Consider the following 18,711-nt stretch of genomic DNA (forward strand, 5'->3'; position numbering starts at 1 on the left):
CACCACCCAGGAGGACCAACATATGCCCGCCCAATCACGACAGTTGAATCTCAACCTTTTCATCTATCCCGGCGGCCATCATGAAGCCGGCTGGCGCTACAAGGATTCCGCCCCGGATAGAGTGCTGGACATCGCCTATTATCAGGAACTGGCGAAGAAGGCCGAGGCGAGCAAGTTCGACGCGCTGTTCTTTGCCGACGGGCCTGCGCTCGCCGACAACATCCGCTATGCGAGCCGCTTCAGGCTGGAGCCGCTGACCTGGATTTCGGCGCTCGCCGCCGTAACGGAAAGAATAGGGTTCATCGCGACCGCCTCGACCACCTACAACGAACCCTACAACCTGGCCAGGCTGTTTGCTTCTGTCGATCATCTGAGCGGCGGGCGCGCCGGTTGGAACATCGTCACGACGGGTGACGAGTCCGCAGCGTTGAATTTCGGCTTTGACCGACATCCAACCCACGCCGACCGTTATGAGCGCGCCGGCGAGTTCGTTGATGTGGTAACCAAGCTCTGGGACAGCTGGGAGGACGACGCGCTCGTCTCGGACCGGGAGTCCGGCATCTTTGCCGACACCGACAAGATCCACCCGATCAACCACATCGGCAAATATCATCGGGTGAAGGGTCCGCTCACGCTTCCGCGCTCTCCGCAGGGGCGTCCGGTCTACGTCCAGGCGGGTTCATCGGAAGACGGACGGTCGTTCGCAAGCCGCTATGCCGAGGCGATATTCACGGCCCATCAGACACTCGGCAACGCGCAGGAATTTTATGCCGACATCAAGGCGCGGGTGAAGTCGGTTGGCCGCAACCCTAATCACGTCAAGGTCTTGCCCGGCATCAGCCCGTTCATCGGTTCGACCGAGGCGGAAGCCAGGGCTCTGCATGACGAATTCAATGAGCTGACGCAGCCCGAATATTCCCTTCACCAGCTACGCCGCATCGTCGATGCCGACCTTTCCGGCTACAATCTGGACGGGCCATTTCCGCGCGAGCTCATCAGAGTCGAGGGCGAGCGCGGTGCGAGCAGCCGGTTCCATGTCGTGCTTGACATCATCGAGCGCGAGAATCCAACCATCCGCCAGTTGCTGCACCGCCTCGCCGGCGCGCGCGGGCATTGGGTCCAGGCCGGGACGCCCGAACAGATCGCCGACAACATCCAGGAATGGTTCGACAATGGTGCCGCGGATGGCTTCAACGTCATGCCGCCCTATCTGCAGGGCGGGTTCGACATATTTGCCGAGGAGGTGGTGCCGATCTTGCGCCGGCGCGGACTTTTCCGGCACGACTATGAGGGGGCAACGCTGAGGGACCATTTCGGTCTGCCGCGCCCTGACAACACCTTCAGCCAACCTCAAAAGGCGAGCGCCTGATTATTGTGGGCCATGTGTCACATTTTCCAAGGCCGCTGCACGGTAGAGTGACCAGCAACGCAGTAAGACGGCGCAGACCGTTACGCTCTTAACAAGAGACCAATCTCCAGAGGGACCCCATCACGATCCGGCCCTCGGCCGGCCGAAAGAGGCCGATGGCAATTGAGCGCTCACAAGGTGGATTGGATGATCCACACCAGATATCTGCACGGATCACCTCCCAGAAATGGGCGGCCGGTCCTGGAATCGAGCCGCCGTCGCGAGCCTTTCGGGGCCGCGGAGGCTTCTTTGTCTGCTGTCCTCAGGGCGAACGTTGCAGCAAATGAGAGTTTGCAGCGAGTGCACCAGTTCGTCGTTCGATCCCAGTTGCACTCAGCAATGCCGGCGATATCGTTCATTTTGCGATTCGTCGCCTGGAGGATCTATGCGTCAGCAGACAAAGCCGTTCGTCGTCGAGAAGAAGACGTCCCGAAAGCTCAAGACCGACAACCAGAAGACATCGATCTGGGGGAAGTTGGATTTGACGCTGAGGCAGGATCTTGCAGCGCAACGAGATGCGCCTGAACAGAGGGCCGCTGCAGAAGACATCACAGGCCGGGACTCGTAGACGGGAAAATCACCTGCGGCTGATGGCCCGCCAACATCTCGCCAGTCGAGGCATTGGGGCTCTGCCCCTCCCACAACGATCTATGCCTCTTCGCTGGGCTCCAGTGGCGACGCCTTCGCCGGCCGGTAATCATCTCAACCCAACCGATTTCATGCCTGTCTTAATCACGACATCAACGCCGTTCCAGCCCATCCGGGTGTCCCCCCCGCAATTTAGGCCTGCCAATCTTCGTCGCGCTAACATTCGGGCAGCACAAGAGTGTAGTCGGCGCGCCCGATTCCACGTCCAGCTTCACAAATCCGTTGCGACGATTTCGTACATGAAGGGGGCGGCTTTGCTTTGCGGCCGTTCCCCGAACAAGGATGAAAAAATGTCCAAGGTCACCGGTAAGTCCGAAATGATCGAAAACGTCGAATTCTCTCCCGTCGACCCGTCCAAGGTTGCCGAGCGACTCCGTGCTGTCGCGGACCAGAGCATTGAGAAGTCGAAGGAAATATTTTCCAAATTGAAGCTCGGACGCTGAAACGGCTCAAACGGCTGTCAAATCGACGTTTGAAATGGCCAGGACCACCGGCAACGAGCTCCTCGTGAGAACGCTTGCCGCACTGCAGGCCAATGCCGAAGCCGGCTTCACGCACCTCGAAGCGCTGGTTGCCGTGAAATCGCCGTCTGAGTTCCTCGAACTGCAAGCCGCATTCCTGCGCAAACAGATCGAAAATTCGGCCGAGCACGCAAAGGCAATCCAGGCATTGATGTTGAGAGCTAGCGAGGATGTGTCGAAGCCGATTAAAGATGCCTTAGAAAAGGCCTGGGAAATCCGCAAGGCCGCCTGATTGCTTCAAGCAATCCGGGACGAAAGGTCAATACCTCGTCGACTGTCCCATCAGGCAAGACCGGCCCCGCGCCGGTCTTTTCACATTCGAGCGGACCGCGTTGTCCTTTGCTGCTCGCCTGCGTCGGCTTGACACCATAGCCCTTTGCCGAGACCCGAGACTTCAGCGTCAGTGCTTTGAAAGCACCGACCGCGTTCTTTGTGCGCGGGTGCGGCGGTCAAGGCATCACTGAGCGCCGGCAGCCGCAATTTCAGCCCCAGGCTCACGGCCTACGGAGACGCACCAACGGGAACAAACAGCTTGTCGCCATTATGGTCGACTTCCACCAGTTCCGGCCTTTGGTTCCTGCCCTCCGCAAACCCGCGATGGAAGATGATCGCATTCATATAGGCGAAGGTCATTGCGAGCGCGGCGGTGCGCAATGGGTAGTCGACCAGGGAATGCACGAGTAAGAACGCTGTAGAAAGGAACGCTGCCTTCTGAAAAGACTCCCGGCGAATTCCGGCAAACGCAAAGAGAAGGAGGAATAGGTACAAAGCTATCAGACCGGCGGCGACCGCGCCGCCTTCGAAAGCAATTTCGAGATACTCGTTATGGGCATGGTTCACATACGCGCTGAAGATCATCTCTTCTTTTTCATACATCTGGTATGCCTTTTGGAAGTTCCCAAATCCGACACCAGTAATCCAATTCTCCTTGATTCCATCGAAGGTCGTGCGGGCAAACTCCGCGCGCCCGAAGGTAGGATCAATTTGTTTCGCGTTGATCGTCGTCCACGCTCCGATCGTGTAGACGGAAAGCCCGACGAAAAGGGCAAAAACGCCAAAACCACTTGTTCTCGAGCGAGCTGAGAGAAAGCAGATGGATATCACGGTAATGGCCAGCCCGATTAGCACGCCGGCACGAGATCCCGCCGCCAAGAGGAGCAGCAGAAGCGCTACCAGACCGATGGCCGACGACAACAGGTGCCCGCGGAACAGGCCGTAATAGATAACGAAGGGAATGGAGACGAAAAGCAAAGCCGCAAAATGGTTCGGATTTGCGAAGAGGCCAGCATTGATCGTGAACGGCAGTAATCCCTCGATCGATATGTTGTCTGATAACGAGTATTGAATCGCCCCAGCCAATCCGTTGCACATTACTCCCATGAAAAAGAAGGGGAGCAAGCCATAAACCTGCTCTGCGCGCGAACGCATCATAGCCAGGAAAAAAGCAGCTGATGCGGCGACATACAGCAAACACTCGATTGTTCGCCCTACCCCGATGCTGATGAACCGAGTTTCATCGATCAGCCAGGGACGACCGAGGAGCGCTTCCGGTCGCAAGCCGGCAATAAGGCTTGCAGGCAGCGGGACGATTTGAAGCGAAAACAACGCCAGAACCAGGAAAAGCAGCCAGAGAACCGATCCGGGGATTGGGTGATTCGTGGTTCGGGAAAAGGCGAGAGCAACCGCGATAAATGCCGAGATCTCGATCACCGTGTCCGTGTAGAGTCCGGACGCCGTGCCCCCGCCTATGAGCAAGGCGGCGAACAGAACCGATCCGAGAAGATATTTTTCCCAGTCTGACCGCCGCGCGCTCAATATGAAAGTCTCTCAATGCTGAGTTTGTGCATGACCAGTGTGCCGATATAGCGAAACCGCCAACTCTCTGCGATCGCAGCGGTTTCCAAACGCAACATATCCATCGGGCATCCGGCCGGCCCAACCGAAAATTCTTGGCTCAGACTCTGGCGGTTGAAGGTGCCCTCCGGGACGGTAAGCCGCGCTATTTCGCTCGCCGGATCCACGCATCTGATAGCCCAGAACAGTTCTTTGGGGAGCTTCAGGTTTCGCCCGGATGCGACCAACGAAATCCGGTAGGAACCGGGCGGCAGTTCGATATATTGTTGGAGAGCAGTGTTCTTAATCGGCGTATCTAAAAACCGAAGCGTGGCCCCGCCGTCGCCTTCCACTGCATCCTGCGATGTCGCAAACGTAACCTCGACACCCGGCTGATCGCGGACCTGCCAATCGAAGGGTTTCCCATCATAGCCAGGTTCGAAGGCGCTGTTGAAAACATAGCCACCCAGCATTCGCTCCTCATCGGACAGAGTGAAAAGAAACAGCCGATAAGCCTGTTCATATTCCTTCTGAACGATATACCCCGTGATTACGGAGGACAGTTCCTCGGATTTCGGTGGGGCATCGGACCGGACCAGGTCAAGGAGCAATTGATTTGCAAAATCGAGCCCTTGGCGCGTTTTTCCCAGGACCGAGAACAAGTTCGCCCGCCACGGCGCTTGCGCCGCAATTGCTGCCAGTATGGCGTGGTATCCGTCCGGGTTCGAAAGGATTGCCGGAAGGCCCTCCGCGACGGCCGGAAACTGATCCGGCCAGCGCCGCAGTAATGTATCAATCTCGCTGATAGCCTTGGAAAGATCGCCGATCTCGACTGAATGGCCAATCGATCTCTTGAGCGCATGGATTTCCGTTTTCGACAGCTTTCGTGCCCGATCGAAAAGCGCATAGGCGTCATCCTGCTTGCCTTGGCGGTATTCGATCTCCCCCATTAAACTATAGAGGCGTGCGTCACCAACGTTATAGCGAAGTGCCCCGCTCGCCCTGGAATACAGCGCGTCAAGATCAGGGGGGGTAGCCGTATCATTCAGGTCGCCTGCAACGTCGTCTATCAGCGCATCGACATTCAATGGATCAAGCGCCATTGAAATGCCTGGCATGTCCGTTTCAAGCAGTCGACTTAGCCCGGTCGACGAAGCCGCTAACACCAGAACGAATGCGACGAACCAAATGCTTGAACGTCCAAGATTTCGCGCGAGCGGGCCGGTCTGCGCCGTCATCTACTTTACCCTCGATTTTCTGGGTAGCGGTGCCGTAGTTATAATATTGGTAGTTCATGTACTTGTACGCGTAGTTGTAATCGAACTTATTTACCGCAAACTTCGACATAGCGGCCCCGACCACGTTCGCGCCAGCTGCACGGAGGCGCTTCAATGCAGTCTTAGCCGACTTGCGGGTCACCTGGTTGGTGGAAACAACCATCAATGTGCCCTCGGCCAAACGGCTGAGGATCGGTGCATCTGAAAGGCCTACGATCGGAGGAGCGTCGATGATCACCACGTCGTGCCGCTTGCCCAGGCTGGTCACGATCACGGCCATCTTAGGTGAAGACAGAAGATCGGCGGGGTTGGGAGGGATCGTCCCTGAGGTCAGAACAGTCACATTAGGGTATTTCGTCGGCCTAAAGATGGTCGCAAGGTCTTCTCTGCGAACGGTGTTTGTCAGGAGGTTGCTCAATCCGATCGTGTTATCGAGACCGAACAGTCTGTGAAGGTTGGGCTTTCGAAGATCCGCATCGACAAGCAGCACTCTTGCCCCAAGTGCGGCGAAATCTTGGCCAAGTTTGAAGGCGGTGGTGGACTTGCCCTCCGCCGGCTCAGAACTTGTGACCAACAGTGACCGCGGAGCCCCTTCCGCGCCGGAAAACTGCAAGGACGTTCGGAGCGACCGATAGGCTTCGGACAAACCTGATTTCTGGTCTGCAATGCTGGCAATGAGCTCTCGATCGTCGACATGGGGCAAAATGCCGAGCATGGCCAGCCCGAGTTCCTTTTCGACCTGCTCGGGATTGGTAAAGGTGTTGTTCACCAACTCGATAACGTAAATAATCGAGCCGCTGATGGCCATGAAAAGTGCCAATGCAATTGCGAGATTGATGCTCAGGCGCGGCGAATAAGGCGCCGTCGGCTGCGTCGCGAAATCCACGATTGCGGCATTCTGTGTCTTGAGTTCTGAACTAACACCGACCTCGTTTAATTTGGCAATAAGACTGTCATACTGAGACCGATTTGAGTCGACTTCACGCTTTAAGATTGTGTATTTGATATTCTTGTCGTTGAAGACAACCTGCTGCCTTTCCATGTCAGCAAGCTTGTCTTTGAGATCGGCCTCCTTTTTCTGGGCCTCTTGGTATTTCAGCCGCAGCGAATCGGTGATCGCGAGCACGCCGTTATTGTAAACGCGCTGCAGCTCCTTGATCTGGGACTGCAATTGCTGCATTTCCGGAAAGCCCGGCTTCAATATGCCGAGCTTCTGTTGATACTGGCTATTCAGATCCGCCAGTTTATCGCTGAGTACCTGCAGCCCCTTACTTTCCAGCACCGGGCCCAGGCTAACACCACGTCCCTTGTCAATCTGATCCACTACCGATCCGGCGTCTGATCGCTCCTGTGCTGCTGCCTGGAGCGCTGCATTCAGAGCGACGATGTTCGACGCGATAAGCGACTTGTCGTCACCGGTAATGGTAATGCCAGCATCCCTTGCGTACGCGACGAGCTCTTCCTCGGATTTCTGCAGCTTCTGCTTGACCTGGGAAACCTGCTCCTGGATGAATTGCCGCGCCAAGTCAGACGTTTCGCTGGTCTGGTCCACCCGCTGATCGATATAGCTCTGTGCAACCTGGTTGGCCACATCGCTGGCGTATTTTGGCTTCTGATCCAAAAAGGTGATCGACAACAGGCTTGTGTTGGTCACCAAACTAACCGTCAGATCGTCCAAAACGCGCTTGATCGCAATGGCTTCACGTTGCTCGGGCGTTTTCTCTTCGATTGCGGGAGCTTTAGAGATGCCGAACGCCCGGTAGAAAATGTTACTGATCGAAAAGCCCGGTTTCGGAAACAGGAAGTCCGGCTTCTCGCTAAGCCCGAGTTGGAAGACGACGCGTTGCGCCAATGCCCGGCTCTTCAATTTTTCCCGGGCGGTCTGGAAGGCTCGGATATCGCTGTTTTCGGAGACCACCTCGATGTCCTGGAAGACCTTCGCCGAAGGGACCAAAACCTCCAGCTGGGCGGTTGCCTGATATTTCGGCGTCTGCATCATGGTCACGACGACGCCGGCTACAAGCCCTGCGGCCATCATCATGGCGATCAGCCATCGATACCGGACAACGTAGAAGAGCAACTGGAGCGGATTAAACTTCTGATCCTGTTCAGCAAAATCGCGTCCGTATTGGGTGTGATTTTGGCTGCCGTCATAGTAGAGATCCGAAGACAAGGCTTGGCCGTGTCTAGGAGCTGGTATTTGGTGCTGCCTGCTACGATCAAGCATAGTGCGGGCGTTCCTGATCCATACGGAATTGATTTGCCGGCCTGACTAAGGCGCGAGTACGCCAATCCTGACTGCAGTTGACGCAACGCCGAGAGCGTCCTTGAGGTTGTTCAAGGCGATTTTCGATTTCGAAGGGAATACGATCACCTTATCGCCACCGTAGATGCGTGGGTTGCGGCTCTTGCCGGAGCGAATATTCTCGACGTTATAGTTGGCGACCAGTGTGTTTTGACCATTACTGCGATAAACAAAGACTTTTCCCGCATCGCCGATGTTATTAAAGCCTCCGGCAAGCGCGATGGCGTCAATCAATGAAGCGTTGCTCGCTACGGGATAGATTCCGGCCTTGTTAACCTCGCCATCAACGGTGATGCGTTGTCCGGCGGAATCCTTGACGAAAATTGTAACGTCGGGTGACTGAAGGTACCGCTCGCCGTACCCGGTTTCGATTTCCTTCTCCAACTGACGGACGGTTTTCCCTGCTGCAGGTACGGCTCCGATCAACGGGAGCGAAATTTGCCCGCTGGCATCGACCTGAACCGTCCTGTTCAGATTGTCCACTTGGAACACGTCGACCTCGAGCACGTCATTCGGCGACAACGGCTGTTCACTGCCGTTCTGAGTATTTTGAGGAGCAGGAAGATCCCTAACAACCTGCAGAGCGCCACCGCCGGAAAGGGCGACCGACGATGATGATGTGAGTTGCAGCGCATCGACCGATGTCGCAGGTGTGCTGGTGCAAGCCGACATCGCAAGGGAACCCAGCACCAGTACCGCGGTGATCATGGTGCACTTCTCAAAATCACGCATTAGGAGGACACGCCCTTTAGCAGACGACCAAGCCTCCCGAGGTGGCCGAAGTTGTCGGGAGGTGATTTGTTTGCAAATGTTTTTCCAACGGGCTCAAGCGGTCGGTTCGCCAATATGTCGGTCGGGCGCGTCACCACCATATGGTAAGCCTCATCTTCCCCGCACCGTTTTGCGGCGGCCTCAACCGCCCGCGAAAGGCCAGGTCGACGGCGATCGGCGCTGTGTGTATCGGACGCGATAATATCTACCCTACCTTCGTCTATGAGCTTTTCCGAGTAGTAGAGAGCCGTACGCCCGAAGGCGCCAATAATCGAATCCGCAGTAATCTGCATAAGGCACCCGAGCCTATTCAATCTTTCGATCACGTCATAATTCGCCTTGATCCAAGTTAGACGCTCCGGATGCGTGAGAATGGGAACGAATCCAGCCTCTATGAGGCGCAGAGCGAGCTCTTCCAACCGCGGAGGCAACACATGGTGGGGCGGCTCGAACAGAAAATAGCGCGACCGGTTCAAAGTTGGGATTGTACCGTTCGCCAGCTGACTAGGAAGGTCGGGGGCTATATGGACGTCGGCGCCAACATAGAGGGCAAGCGGTATAGCAGCGTGCAACAACGCTTGCTCCAACGAATGGATCGCTGCAGCGATATTTTCTGTCCGGTTTTCATACATGCCAGGCACCACATGGGGAGTGCACGCCATGTGGGTTATTCCGTCGGCTACCGCCAGCCTCGCCATTTCCAGCGAAGTAACAAGGTTGGGCGAGCCGTCGTCGAGACCAGGCAAGATATGAGAATGCAGGTCAATCATAAGCGTTCTTGGTCACGTGACAGCAACACAGCGATTACGCTGCAAAAAACTCGAACACGCCACCCGGTTCAAAGCGGTTGACACATTTGACAACCGCAGAGCGCCGCTCGCAGAATTCCAGCTATCGGTTTGAAGAATTGCCATCTCCGTGAAGGCGGAGGGTGAGCGCCGTCATCGACAGAAAGCCGAGACAGCACCCAACCGACAGCGAAGGCTCATCCTTGCCCCTTTTGACCCCGTCCGGCCGCATTCCAGACGAGGCTAGCGGCTCACCCCGTTATCATCATTCTGGGTAGCCGTAAGCACACCGGCAGTAATGAGCGCGCCTGCAAAAAATGTTTCGGGCAGGCCAAATGCAAACTTGCCGGACGGGCCAATGGCTCCGGTGTGCTCCGGGCTTATGGCGGCCGCGGTGTGTTCGGGTTTGACGATCTTGAGACAGATGTTGTTCTCGACACGCGAAATGTCGAGACTTGAGTTCGCTGGCACGCTTAGCTTGCAACCACCGACCCGAACGGACGCCAAGCCGTTGGCACCGACCTGCAAACGACTGCCGAAATCCAAGGCGCTTCCCTCTTTGGCGGGCCCATAACCGGCCGTCTGCGAAACCATCACATTGCCACTTACACTTTGAATCGATCCGATTGGATTTGCCGGTCCCTGATATGCCGTTGCACAAGTGCACGATGCATCTTGAGCGAAAGCCGAAACTGAGCCAAATCCGAATGACGCGACCATCCCGGCCAGCGCTGCTTTCAAAACAATGTTCATGTGCCTCGATCCTTTGTTTGCGCCCTGCAGACGCGCCCAAGTCAATATACCGCGATTAGCGCCTAACAGTTTTCCGCTGGGATTCCAAGCTATTTCGCATGTGCGATATGAGCCTTAGATATACCGCGTTACTGTTATACAACAGTATATTAGAACCACAGAATATTCAAGTTGTAGGCATAGTCCAAGCGTTCCCTCGCGCGGCTGGCGCCGCATGAGGCTATCTACCTATTTTTGCTCTGTTCACTTATAGGTTACCGCGAAATATCACTTCCTCGCCAACGCCACCACATAATTGCCAGAAAACTTTTCATCCTAACGCGAAGTTACGTGCTCGGATGAATATCTCTCTCTCTGATTAGAAACGTCGTTTCCGCCGAAGCGACGGCCCCGCCTCGATACCCGTGGAAGCATCGGGCCGTCACGCGGCACTTTAGAGGTCAAGATCAACTCGATGAGCACGCTCAAGTGACACCACGCTGCGACAAGGGAGCCAAGTATGGACCGCCGTCAATTTCTCAGCGCAACGCCAAGCCTTGGTCTCATCCCGGCGAGTCGAGCCGGCCAACCCTTTATTGGACCAAGCAATCCAAACGCAAAGGCTGCAATTTCACACAGCTTCGCGACCGTCGCAGCCTGCTTGGCCGATACAATGCTTTACTATTCAGAAGGCATTGGCAGGGTGCAGATTCGCGCGGGTGAAATCGTCGAGGCTCAAGGCTTCCGCTACCAGGTAGCGGCGTCTGTCGCCAGTGACCAGCACATCACAACCGCGGGCGGAGTGAAGCTATACGTTGTTCCAGGAGATGCTGGGTTCAACGTCTTAGCCTTCGGGGCCGCCGGCGACTACAGCAACCTCACCGGGGTTGGCACGGACGATACGAGGCCAATACGGGCAGCCTTCAAAGCCGCCATGACCGTCGGACGTCCCGTTCATCTCCCAGGTCGCCAATACCGGATTACGGACACCCTGTGCATGCCGAATGCTGACTACAAGTTCTCGTTCAAGGTGGTCGGCGACAGCGGCAACTCGACCCGCATCTGGTTTGATAATGCAGTGCCCAAAAAGAATATGTTCTACAGTGACCTCAACATCAGCTACGTCAATTTCGAGGACATTGAGCTCCTCGACAGGACCCCGGGCACATCAAGGGCGATCCAATTTGTTGGTACTTTGTCAGGTGGGCCGGCGTGGAAGCACCTGTTCAAGGGCGTTCGGATCGTCGGTTTCCAGGAAGGGGCGCGGTTTGATGGCGGAGCCACCATCTTTACAGACGCCTATCAGTCAGAGGTGATGTTCCTGCACAGCAAGTTCAAGAATTGCAGAAAGAGCCTCATCTACAACAACATCCAGGCGGTCAATCACCAGCTGATTGGCCTCGACATTGAAAACGACGACGTGGCCGACGCGAGCGAGAAATGGCCAATGATCGTTTTCGAGCGCGGTAGCTTCATCAACCATCTGGGCGGCTCGGTCATCGGGTACGGCCCCTATGTGTCCTTTACTTACCCCGGCGTCGGTGGCGCGTTTCAGGTAACCGCACAGTTTGCAAGTCGGGGTATTCGTATGGAGGCCCGTGGGGATGGCCCCTTTATCGACCATCACACGGCAAGTGATATTTCGGTAAGCAACGCCTTCAGGCTGCGTTTCGAAGACATGGCCGTCAGAGCAAGCAGGTCCGCGAGCCCTATCCTGGCTAGGTTTGGGGGCCGCGTGTACGCTCGGTTTGACAATGTGCACTCCAATGTTCCCATGGACGTGCAAGCCTACATGACCACTGACCTCGGAAGGCACTCTGAAAATGGAAAGATTGAACTCAACGGTTGCCGACGTCTGAATTACAAGCGCGTGTCAGACCAGGCGGCCTATGGCAGCGCCGCTGTGCGCGCATCCGATCGACGAGCTATTCCGGCAGAGATCAGCATGGAGGAGGAGGGCCCTGCAGGGACCGTGGTGGATGGCTACTACCAGCTCACAGCCGACCGGAAGACAATCTACTCCGGAAACTGGCAAGTCGCCGAGTTGAAGACGTTAACGTGGGCGCCGAGCGACGTGAGTGGATTTGGTGGCGGAAGCAATCCCGCCACCATGCAGGTCTTCCTCCCGCAGTACGCCAGGCCCTGTAAGTTCCGGCTGCTCTGCGATGGCGTCAACGCCGCGGCGGCCATTGTGTTGGATCTCTATTTTGTGGTGGCCGGCAAAGATGTCTTAGTGGCCTCGCTTGCCCCACGAGATGGGGGACATTTCGAAGCGAACATCAGAGGCCCCTCAAAAACCCTGGTGATCTGGATCGCCGACGGCCTCGACTGGGACGGCAAAATGAAGGTCATAAAATCTGGATCGAGCGACAGCTTTGTCGGCCTGATCATGATCGACTATATGTAATTTCCGTAACGGACGGACGGCCGCGGCTGCCATTTGTCCAAATTTTTCCAAGGCCTGAAAGGGCCAGGATTGGAAGAATTACGAACCACGCGCGGGCCCCAAACGCAGCCATCCCGCCCCAGAAATAGGTGAGAAGGGTTGCGTCAAATGCGATCAGAGCCGCTATGCTGTCATTTCCTGAAAGCCAAACGAGTGCTCTCCTTGTCAGGATCACTGACGTAAGTACGATCAGCAACCCAATCGGGTATGCCTTTCCTAAAGTGAACAGCTGATCACCAACAAAACCCAACGAGACATTGTAGTCGTCGCCAACACCGACGCGTCCCCATAAGTAATCGACGGAATAATACCCAGCTCCCACTGGTTTTCCAGCCCAATGGTCCCTGGGAAACCAATTGAGGTAGAACAACTCCAATTGCTTCAGGTATGGCCCCAACCCAACATCGCCATAGCCCAAGCCGGTTCGAAGGTACTCTGTGAACCGCATATGGTCGGTGACGCCGACAGCAGCGGAGCTTGTTATGCTGTTGGCGTCTTCACCTCGCACGAGCATGGCCCATATCAGCAGAGCAGGCATGGCCAACACGAGATAGGAAAACCTGATACCGATCCGATGGTACGAGCACAGCATCGCAAACGGCATGATGAGGTACGCGGCCACAGCGAGCCTGCCGTATCCTCCCCAATAGAGGAAAAGATTTCCGCCGATGGCGGCCTCAAACAGTAGAAATACGATTACGGACCCAGGTCTTTTCTGGCCGCTCTTTATCAAGTATTCCTGGAAGTAGAGTGCAACGCCAATGGGTATCATCAAACTCATTTCGGGCCGCGGCGCTACAATTCCGACCAATACGATCGACGACAGGCCAACAGCGAGCCCGCACCACTGAAGCCACTTTCCAGAATGTATAACCGGAATGAAATCCGGGGTGTTGTCAAACACCCTGAGGATGTCCGAGAAGATGATAAAGATTGATATGATCACGGACGCGTCCACGCCGTCAAAAATAAGTAGGTTCGGAGCGAAAGGCACATAGAGCAGTAGGAAGGCGATTCCGATCACCATATCGAGCGGAGAGCGAAATTTAATGAGGCACAATTTTGCTGTATGGCAGGCGATTAATACGAACAAGTAGTTAGATGTATAAAGTTCGGTGATCGACTGTCCTATGATGCAGAGCGCAATGGTCAGATACGTGATGATAACTAAGGCAGAGCTCAAAATGGCCCCGCCCTTTTTTTCACTAATACCAGCAAGGTTATGCAACGCTGATAACCCCCCGCTCCTGGTCGGTACCCACATCGACCCTCTTTACCGCGCGCCGGGACACAACGCCGCCCGAGCCCCGTTCTCGCCGATCGTGTAAAACCTTGTGCGAGCTCAAGTAACCCGCACTGAATGGCGGGCTGCCTATCAATTCGGTATCAACAACCCGGATAAGTATCCCCTGCCTGAGCCGGCTGTCCGCAGAGCAAGCCCCTTTGGGTGAGATCAGCAGCCAGATCACGGCCGTCCGGCATGGAACACTGGACAACCAGGGCATCGCCTAGCCTGGATCCCGTTTTTCCATCGCAGGGGGTGCCTGCTCCCACGGGTCTACAATTCAAGACAATTCCCTGGAAATCTCGACGGGCAGCATCCGTTACCATGTCGCGTAGAGCCCGCCGTTTCGTTAACGCGGCCCCGCACAGGACAATTTTGCGGCCTCCCACCCGCAGATCGTCTATCGAGGGAATGGTGAGCCGGCCGGTGAATGGCGAAAGCGTGGCGTGGGGCGGCAGGCGTGGGTTCCCTCTCTGCGAGAGTATGACAGCCATGAAGCCGACGCCAAACACAAGCCCGACAACAGGAATAGCGACCAGTTTGTTCATCGTGCTGAGCGGAGTCCTCGATTCAGATTCCTGATGGCCACTGCGGCGAACCGCGGCGGATGGCGTTCAGGCCAAGTCCCACCCTTATGGCGACGCCTCATCGAGGTGATTACGCCGGCGGGATGGCGTGCCCTGTCGATCTGTGAAAGCACGAAAGCAGTGACTGGAAGTGGCTAGGCGCCGTACCGACGCTCCAAAGCGGTGGCAATTCGCTCGCAAAGCAACTCTGAGGTCACAACTGTGAGATGGAGACGGAGGCGAACGCCGTATGGATCAACCAGAGTGGTGACAATACCCCGATCAGAGTACTCGGCGAGGTCGAGAACATCGGCGATGATAAAATCCCCCATTTCGCGCAGGCTCTTGGGATGCTCGTGAGCCGGATTTTCCCCCCAGACCGGCGGCTTTCCGGGCAGGCCCAACCTTATCCGCTGGAATTCGGCGTAGCCCTCGGCAGCGTCCTGAGCGTTGAACGAACGCCGGCTTACTTTGCCGTTTTCAATGACCCTGACCACCCACCGACCGTCGACGTGTTTCAATTGCACGTCGTTTGGTTCTCCGGCAACCATGTCCGCAATCCGTTTCATTTAATGACAAGAACAATAAATGGCGCGCCGCTGCATCGCGCCGTTGCAATTCGATCTGGGATCTGGGTCACCATGATCCACGCCCTGTTCTGCATGTTCGCCGGCGAGCGCAGGGCGCTAGGCGGTCAGCCGTCGCGGGTGAGCGGCAGCACTCCGACCGGGGCGAGCCTCATCCGGGCGAAGCCCCCAGCGCTATGATCAAGGCACGGAAAGTGCGTCAGCGATCTGGGTGGCCGCCTGCTCGGTGGAAAACCGTCGATCGAACAATCGCCTGCATCGTCCGGGCAACTCGGCATCCGTTTCTACCTGCACCAGCAACCTTTCAGCTTTCGCGACCAGTTCATCTAGCTGATCGCTCTGGCACTCTTCGCCAACCCGCTCGCTTCGGATCAACTCGGCCAGGTCGTTGCCTGGGTTCAAGCGCACGAGTGCAGGGAGGCCACTTTGCATATAAGTCAGGAACTTGCCTGGTATGTTGTGAGACCTATGGCGGAGATCCAACGAGACGATTCCTATCCGGCACTGTGCGTAAAGGTCCGGGATTTCGTCGGGATCAATCTCGTCGAAAAAGACCACGTTGGTGAGGCCGAGAGCTTGCGCTTTTTCTCTAAGTCTTCGGGCCTCGCTGCCTCGACCGACCAGCAGGAAACCCACGTCGGTCCGGGAGGCCATTCTCTGCGCCAAGTCCAATACAATGCCGACGCTTTGAGCCACACCCATGTTGCCTGCGTACACGAACAGCTTGCGCCCGGCCAAGGGCGTCTCGCTGACACGGATCGAACAACGCACGTTTGAAGGCTTGTCCAGCCAGTTCTGCAACACCTCAAGGACACGCCCCGACCTCCGCCGCCACCGATTGAAGTAAGCCAGGTTGCCTGGCGTCTGGACGCCGATCACATCAGCAATCGAGTATTGGTAGCGCGCGATGGCATCAAAGAAACGGTACGGCAGACCGCGGCCCATCAGACCCATATCAACGGCCCATTCGGGAAAGATGTCACGAATGATAAGATACCCCTTGCAGCCGCTTTCGCGCTTTAGCGCGCTGACCATGGGGCCATGGAAGATTGAGGGAGCATACCAAACGATCCCGTCCCATCGCTGCCCTGCCAGCGGGCTTTTGCGCAGATTGCGCAACATGGCAAAAGGCATAACGAACTCGTTCCAGGTCCGCCTCACATAACCAATTTCCTTGGTAGGCGGCGCTCGCAGGCGCAGCACGGTTACTCCGTCAAAGTCTTCGATCGCCCAGGGGCGGTCCAATTCGGCCGCTGGCAGCATCACTGTCAGCTGATGCCCTTGTCGCGCGAATTCCCGCGAGAGGTCTCTCAGTTGCACTGCCCCCGACGTGCGCAGCGGCGGAAAAGTGTCCGCTATCAAAGCGATCCGCATCTGCCGCCGCTCAGTGCTTTTTCCATACAACGCGGTTCACGTAATCGGTATAGCTATGGATTATGCGAACCACCTTTTCACTGACATTGGGTACGTCGTAGTCGGCAACCAAACGAAGCCCGCGCTCTGCCCCTCGGGGCTGGCTTTCCAGGATCGCAAGGCCCTGGCAGACCCGGTCCACGTCCAAGCCCACCATCATTACCGCCCCCTCCTCCATTCCTTCGGGACGCTCATGGGTTTCGCGCAAGGTAAGCGCCGGAAAGTTCAAGATGGAGGACTCCTCCGTGATCGTACCGCTGTCGGACAGAACCGCTTTCGCATTCATCTGCAGGTGCACATAATCCAAGAAGCCGAAAGGCTTCATGAACTGGATCCTGGGGTTCATTTCGATGTTCAGGGAGTCCAGCCGCGACCGGGTGCGGGGGTGGGTCGAAACAATTACCGGAATGTCATGATCCTGCGCTAAACGATTGGCTATCCCAGCTATTCGGGTCATTATGTCCGGATCGTCGACGTTTTCTTCGCGATGAGCACTCATCACGAAGTACTTCCCTTGCTCGAGAGAAAGTCGACCCAAAACATCCGACTTGTTGATTTCGTTCATATAGTAGGTGAGCACCTCACGCATCGGGCTGCCCGTTACGATGATCTGTTCGGGCGCAATCCCTTCTCGCAGCAGATAGCTTCGCGCAATCTGGCTGTAAGGCAGATGAATGTCGGCGACATGATCAACTATGCGGCGGTTGATCTCCTCCGGAACCCGCGAATCGAAACAACGATTGCCAGCCTCCATGTGAAAAATAGGTATCTTCAACCGCTTCGCGGCTATTGCCGCGAGGCAGCTGTTGGTATCCCCAAGTAGCAAAACCGCCTCAGGGCGTCGTTCGCGAAGCACCTGATCCGTTGCCGCGATCACACGTCCAATCGTTTTGGCGGCCGTGCTCTCTGACGCTTCAAGAAACACATCCGGCGGACGAATCTTAAGCTGCTCGAAAAAGATTTGGTTCAATTCATAGTCATAGTTCTGGCCCGTATGCACGAGGCATTGGTCACACGATCGATCCAATCGGTCGATTACCCGCGACAATCGGATGATCTCCGGGCGCGTCCCGACGATCGTCATAACCCTCAGACTATTCACCATCCGCTCCACATTCTTGCCCCGCAAGGAACCGCGCGCTAATCGGGCTGCAAGGCACTCAGTTATTTCCAGACGAAAGCGGCATCTGCTAACTACGAGCTAGCGCCCCCTTCAGAGCACTAAGCTTGTTATATTCCAGATAGCTATCATACATTTTCAAGATAAGTATCGACCACGCATCCGGTATAAATCCCGTTGCTCCCCTGAATAAGTCCGAATTCAAGGATCGATCGACAGTGACCGTCGTGTCGGGGATGATATCTATCTTTTTTCCGTAGATCCTCGAGATCAAGGAGAGAAGATCGAATTTGGAAATGGGATCAGCTGAGACATGAAACAGACCCCTCAACTCGGCATTTGGCACGACAAGCTCTTTAATCACCCGCGCCAGTTCGACCGCTGGCAAACCTGAAAACACAGCGTTCTTGTAGCCTTTCACTTGGTCATTCTGGCTCAAAAACCAGTCAACCAGACTTTTCGAACTCTCCAATTCGTGACCGATGATTGACGTGCGGAGTGTCACTGCATTCGGGTAATCCACCTCCCCTAGAAACTTCGTCCTTCCGTACAGATCGTTTGCATCGGCAAAATCGGTTTCCAGGTAGTTGCCCTTCGTGCCCGAAAAAACACAATCCGTGCTCACATGCACTAAGCGGGCTCCGGTCATGCGGCAAAGTTGCGCCAGGCGGTGAGGGAGAGAAGCGTTGATTGACAGTGCCGTGAGATGGTTTCGGGAGGCGTCAAGCTGTTTAATGATGCCCACACAGTTTACTACGACATCCGGTTTGGTGTCGGCAAATAGGGCCACCAGATCTCCGTCGTTCCGAACGTCGAGATTGGGTATTAGGATCCAATGCTCATCGGGCAGAAAATAGCGTGCTTTGGCCAATGATCGGAGCGTACCAATCGTTACAAATCGATTGTCGGCGGCGAAAGCGCGGAAGACCGCATTTCCCAACATGCCGCCAGCGCCCAGGACGAGGATTCTGTTTGTCTTCACGTTGCGCATCGTCTTTCTGGTGAGCGCTG

General features: G+C 56.0%; 16 protein-coding genes. 6 read left to right on the plus strand and 10 right to left on the minus strand.

All coding sequences use genetic code 11. The features are described from left to right. Window positions 1-22 precede the first annotated feature (22 nt). The 4 genes from EN804_RS02040 to EN804_RS38790 all read left to right on the plus strand — a co-directional run bounded on the left by EN804_RS02040 (window position 23) and on the right by EN804_RS38790 (window position 2,809). Window positions 23-1,369: an LLM class flavin-dependent oxidoreductase gene (locus EN804_RS02040; RefSeq protein ID WP_135918589.1), complete on the plus strand. Its 1,347-nt coding sequence runs from the start codon at window positions 23-25 to the stop codon at window positions 1,367-1,369. 424 nt (window positions 1,370-1,793) lie between these two features. Next, the gene (locus EN804_RS02045) at window positions 1,794-1,976 is read left to right on the plus strand and encodes a hypothetical protein (protein WP_126089420.1); all 183 of its coding nucleotides are present in this window, start codon (window positions 1,794-1,796) and stop codon (window positions 1,974-1,976) included. A gap of 370 nt (window positions 1,977-2,346) precedes the next feature. Continuing rightward, window positions 2,347-2,499, plus strand: coding sequence for a hypothetical protein (locus EN804_RS38785; protein WP_348642021.1), 153 nt, complete (start codon window positions 2,347-2,349; stop codon window positions 2,497-2,499). Between the two features lie 34 nt (window positions 2,500-2,533). After that, window positions 2,534-2,809 (plus strand): phasin family protein, encoded by a 276-nt coding sequence (locus EN804_RS38790; protein WP_348642022.1) that lies wholly within the window; start codon window positions 2,534-2,536, stop codon window positions 2,807-2,809. 269 nt (window positions 2,810-3,078) lie between these two features. Here EN804_RS38790 and EN804_RS02055 read toward each other — a convergent pair whose 3' ends face one another. From EN804_RS02055 to EN804_RS02080, 6 genes are all read right to left on the minus strand, one after another. Continuing rightward, the gene (locus EN804_RS02055) at window positions 3,079-4,392 is read right to left on the minus strand and encodes an O-antigen ligase family protein (RefSeq protein WP_135918590.1); all 1,314 of its coding nucleotides are present in this window, start codon (window positions 4,390-4,392) and stop codon (window positions 3,079-3,081) included. Further along, the gene (locus tag EN804_RS02060; protein ID WP_135918591.1) at window positions 4,389-5,648 is read right to left on the minus strand and encodes a hypothetical protein; all 1,260 of its coding nucleotides are present in this window, start codon (window positions 5,646-5,648) and stop codon (window positions 4,389-4,391) included. Before EN804_RS02060 ends, EN804_RS02055 begins: the two co-directional genes overlap by 4 nt. Beyond that, complete coding sequence (locus tag EN804_RS02065; RefSeq protein WP_135918592.1) at window positions 5,536-7,914, minus strand: polysaccharide biosynthesis tyrosine autokinase; 2,379 nt, start codon at window positions 7,912-7,914, stop codon at window positions 5,536-5,538. The genes EN804_RS02060 and EN804_RS02065 overlap by 113 nt, the downstream gene beginning before the upstream one ends. A gap of 45 nt (window positions 7,915-7,959) precedes the next feature. Continuing rightward, on the minus strand, window positions 7,960-8,700 hold the full coding sequence (locus EN804_RS02070) for a polysaccharide biosynthesis/export family protein (protein ID WP_245478514.1): 741 nt from the start codon (window positions 8,698-8,700) through the stop codon (window positions 7,960-7,962). A 23-nt stretch (window positions 8,701-8,723) separates the two neighbouring features. Next, a complete protein-coding gene (locus tag EN804_RS02075) occupies window positions 8,724-9,533 on the minus strand; it encodes a CpsB/CapC family capsule biosynthesis tyrosine phosphatase (RefSeq protein ID WP_135918593.1) in 810 nt (269 codons plus the stop codon). 261 nt (window positions 9,534-9,794) lie between these two features. Further along, the gene (locus EN804_RS02080) at window positions 9,795-10,304 is read right to left on the minus strand and encodes a hypothetical protein (RefSeq protein ID WP_127312206.1); all 510 of its coding nucleotides are present in this window, start codon (window positions 10,302-10,304) and stop codon (window positions 9,795-9,797) included. A 499-nt stretch (window positions 10,305-10,803) separates the two neighbouring features. Here EN804_RS02080 and EN804_RS02085 point away from each other — a divergent pair, with 499 nt between their 5' ends. Next, complete coding sequence (locus EN804_RS02085) at window positions 10,804-12,690, plus strand: hypothetical protein (RefSeq protein ID WP_135918594.1); 1,887 nt, start codon at window positions 10,804-10,806, stop codon at window positions 12,688-12,690. Here the strand turns inward: EN804_RS02085 and EN804_RS02090 are convergent. Next, the gene (locus tag EN804_RS02090) at window positions 12,671-13,993 is read right to left on the minus strand and encodes a hypothetical protein (protein ID WP_135918595.1); all 1,323 of its coding nucleotides are present in this window, start codon (window positions 13,991-13,993) and stop codon (window positions 12,671-12,673) included. The genes EN804_RS02085 and EN804_RS02090 overlap by 20 nt on opposite strands. 814 nt (window positions 13,994-14,807) lie before the next feature. On the opposite strand from EN804_RS02090, the gene EN804_RS37060 reads away from it, so the two are divergent. Continuing rightward, the gene (locus tag EN804_RS37060) at window positions 14,808-15,347 is read left to right on the plus strand and encodes a hypothetical protein (protein WP_189524425.1); all 540 of its coding nucleotides are present in this window, start codon (window positions 14,808-14,810) and stop codon (window positions 15,345-15,347) included. On the opposite strand, the gene EN804_RS02100 is transcribed toward EN804_RS37060, so the two are convergent. From EN804_RS02100 to EN804_RS02110, 3 genes are all read right to left on the minus strand, one after another. Continuing rightward, window positions 15,348-16,571: a glycosyltransferase family 4 protein gene (locus EN804_RS02100; protein ID WP_210237355.1), complete on the minus strand. Its 1,224-nt coding sequence runs from the start codon at window positions 16,569-16,571 to the stop codon at window positions 15,348-15,350. Further along, window positions 16,552-17,685 carry a UDP-N-acetylglucosamine 2-epimerase (non-hydrolyzing) gene (gene wecB, locus EN804_RS02105; RefSeq protein ID WP_281036011.1) on the minus strand — a complete coding sequence of 378 codons (1,134 nt, stop codon included), beginning with the start codon at window positions 17,683-17,685 and terminating at the stop codon, window positions 16,552-16,554. The genes EN804_RS02100 and wecB overlap by 20 nt, the downstream gene beginning before the upstream one ends. Window positions 17,686-17,770: 85 nt before the next feature. Then, window positions 17,771-18,691, minus strand: coding sequence for an SDR family oxidoreductase (locus EN804_RS02110; protein ID WP_135918596.1), 921 nt, complete (start codon window positions 18,689-18,691; stop codon window positions 17,771-17,773). Between the last annotated feature and the right edge of the window lie 20 nt (window positions 18,692-18,711).

Origin of the sequence: Mesorhizobium sp. M8A.F.Ca.ET.161.01.1.1, assembly GCF_004792105.1 — a bacterium.
Lineage (GTDB): Bacteria > Pseudomonadota > Alphaproteobacteria > Rhizobiales > Rhizobiaceae > Mesorhizobium.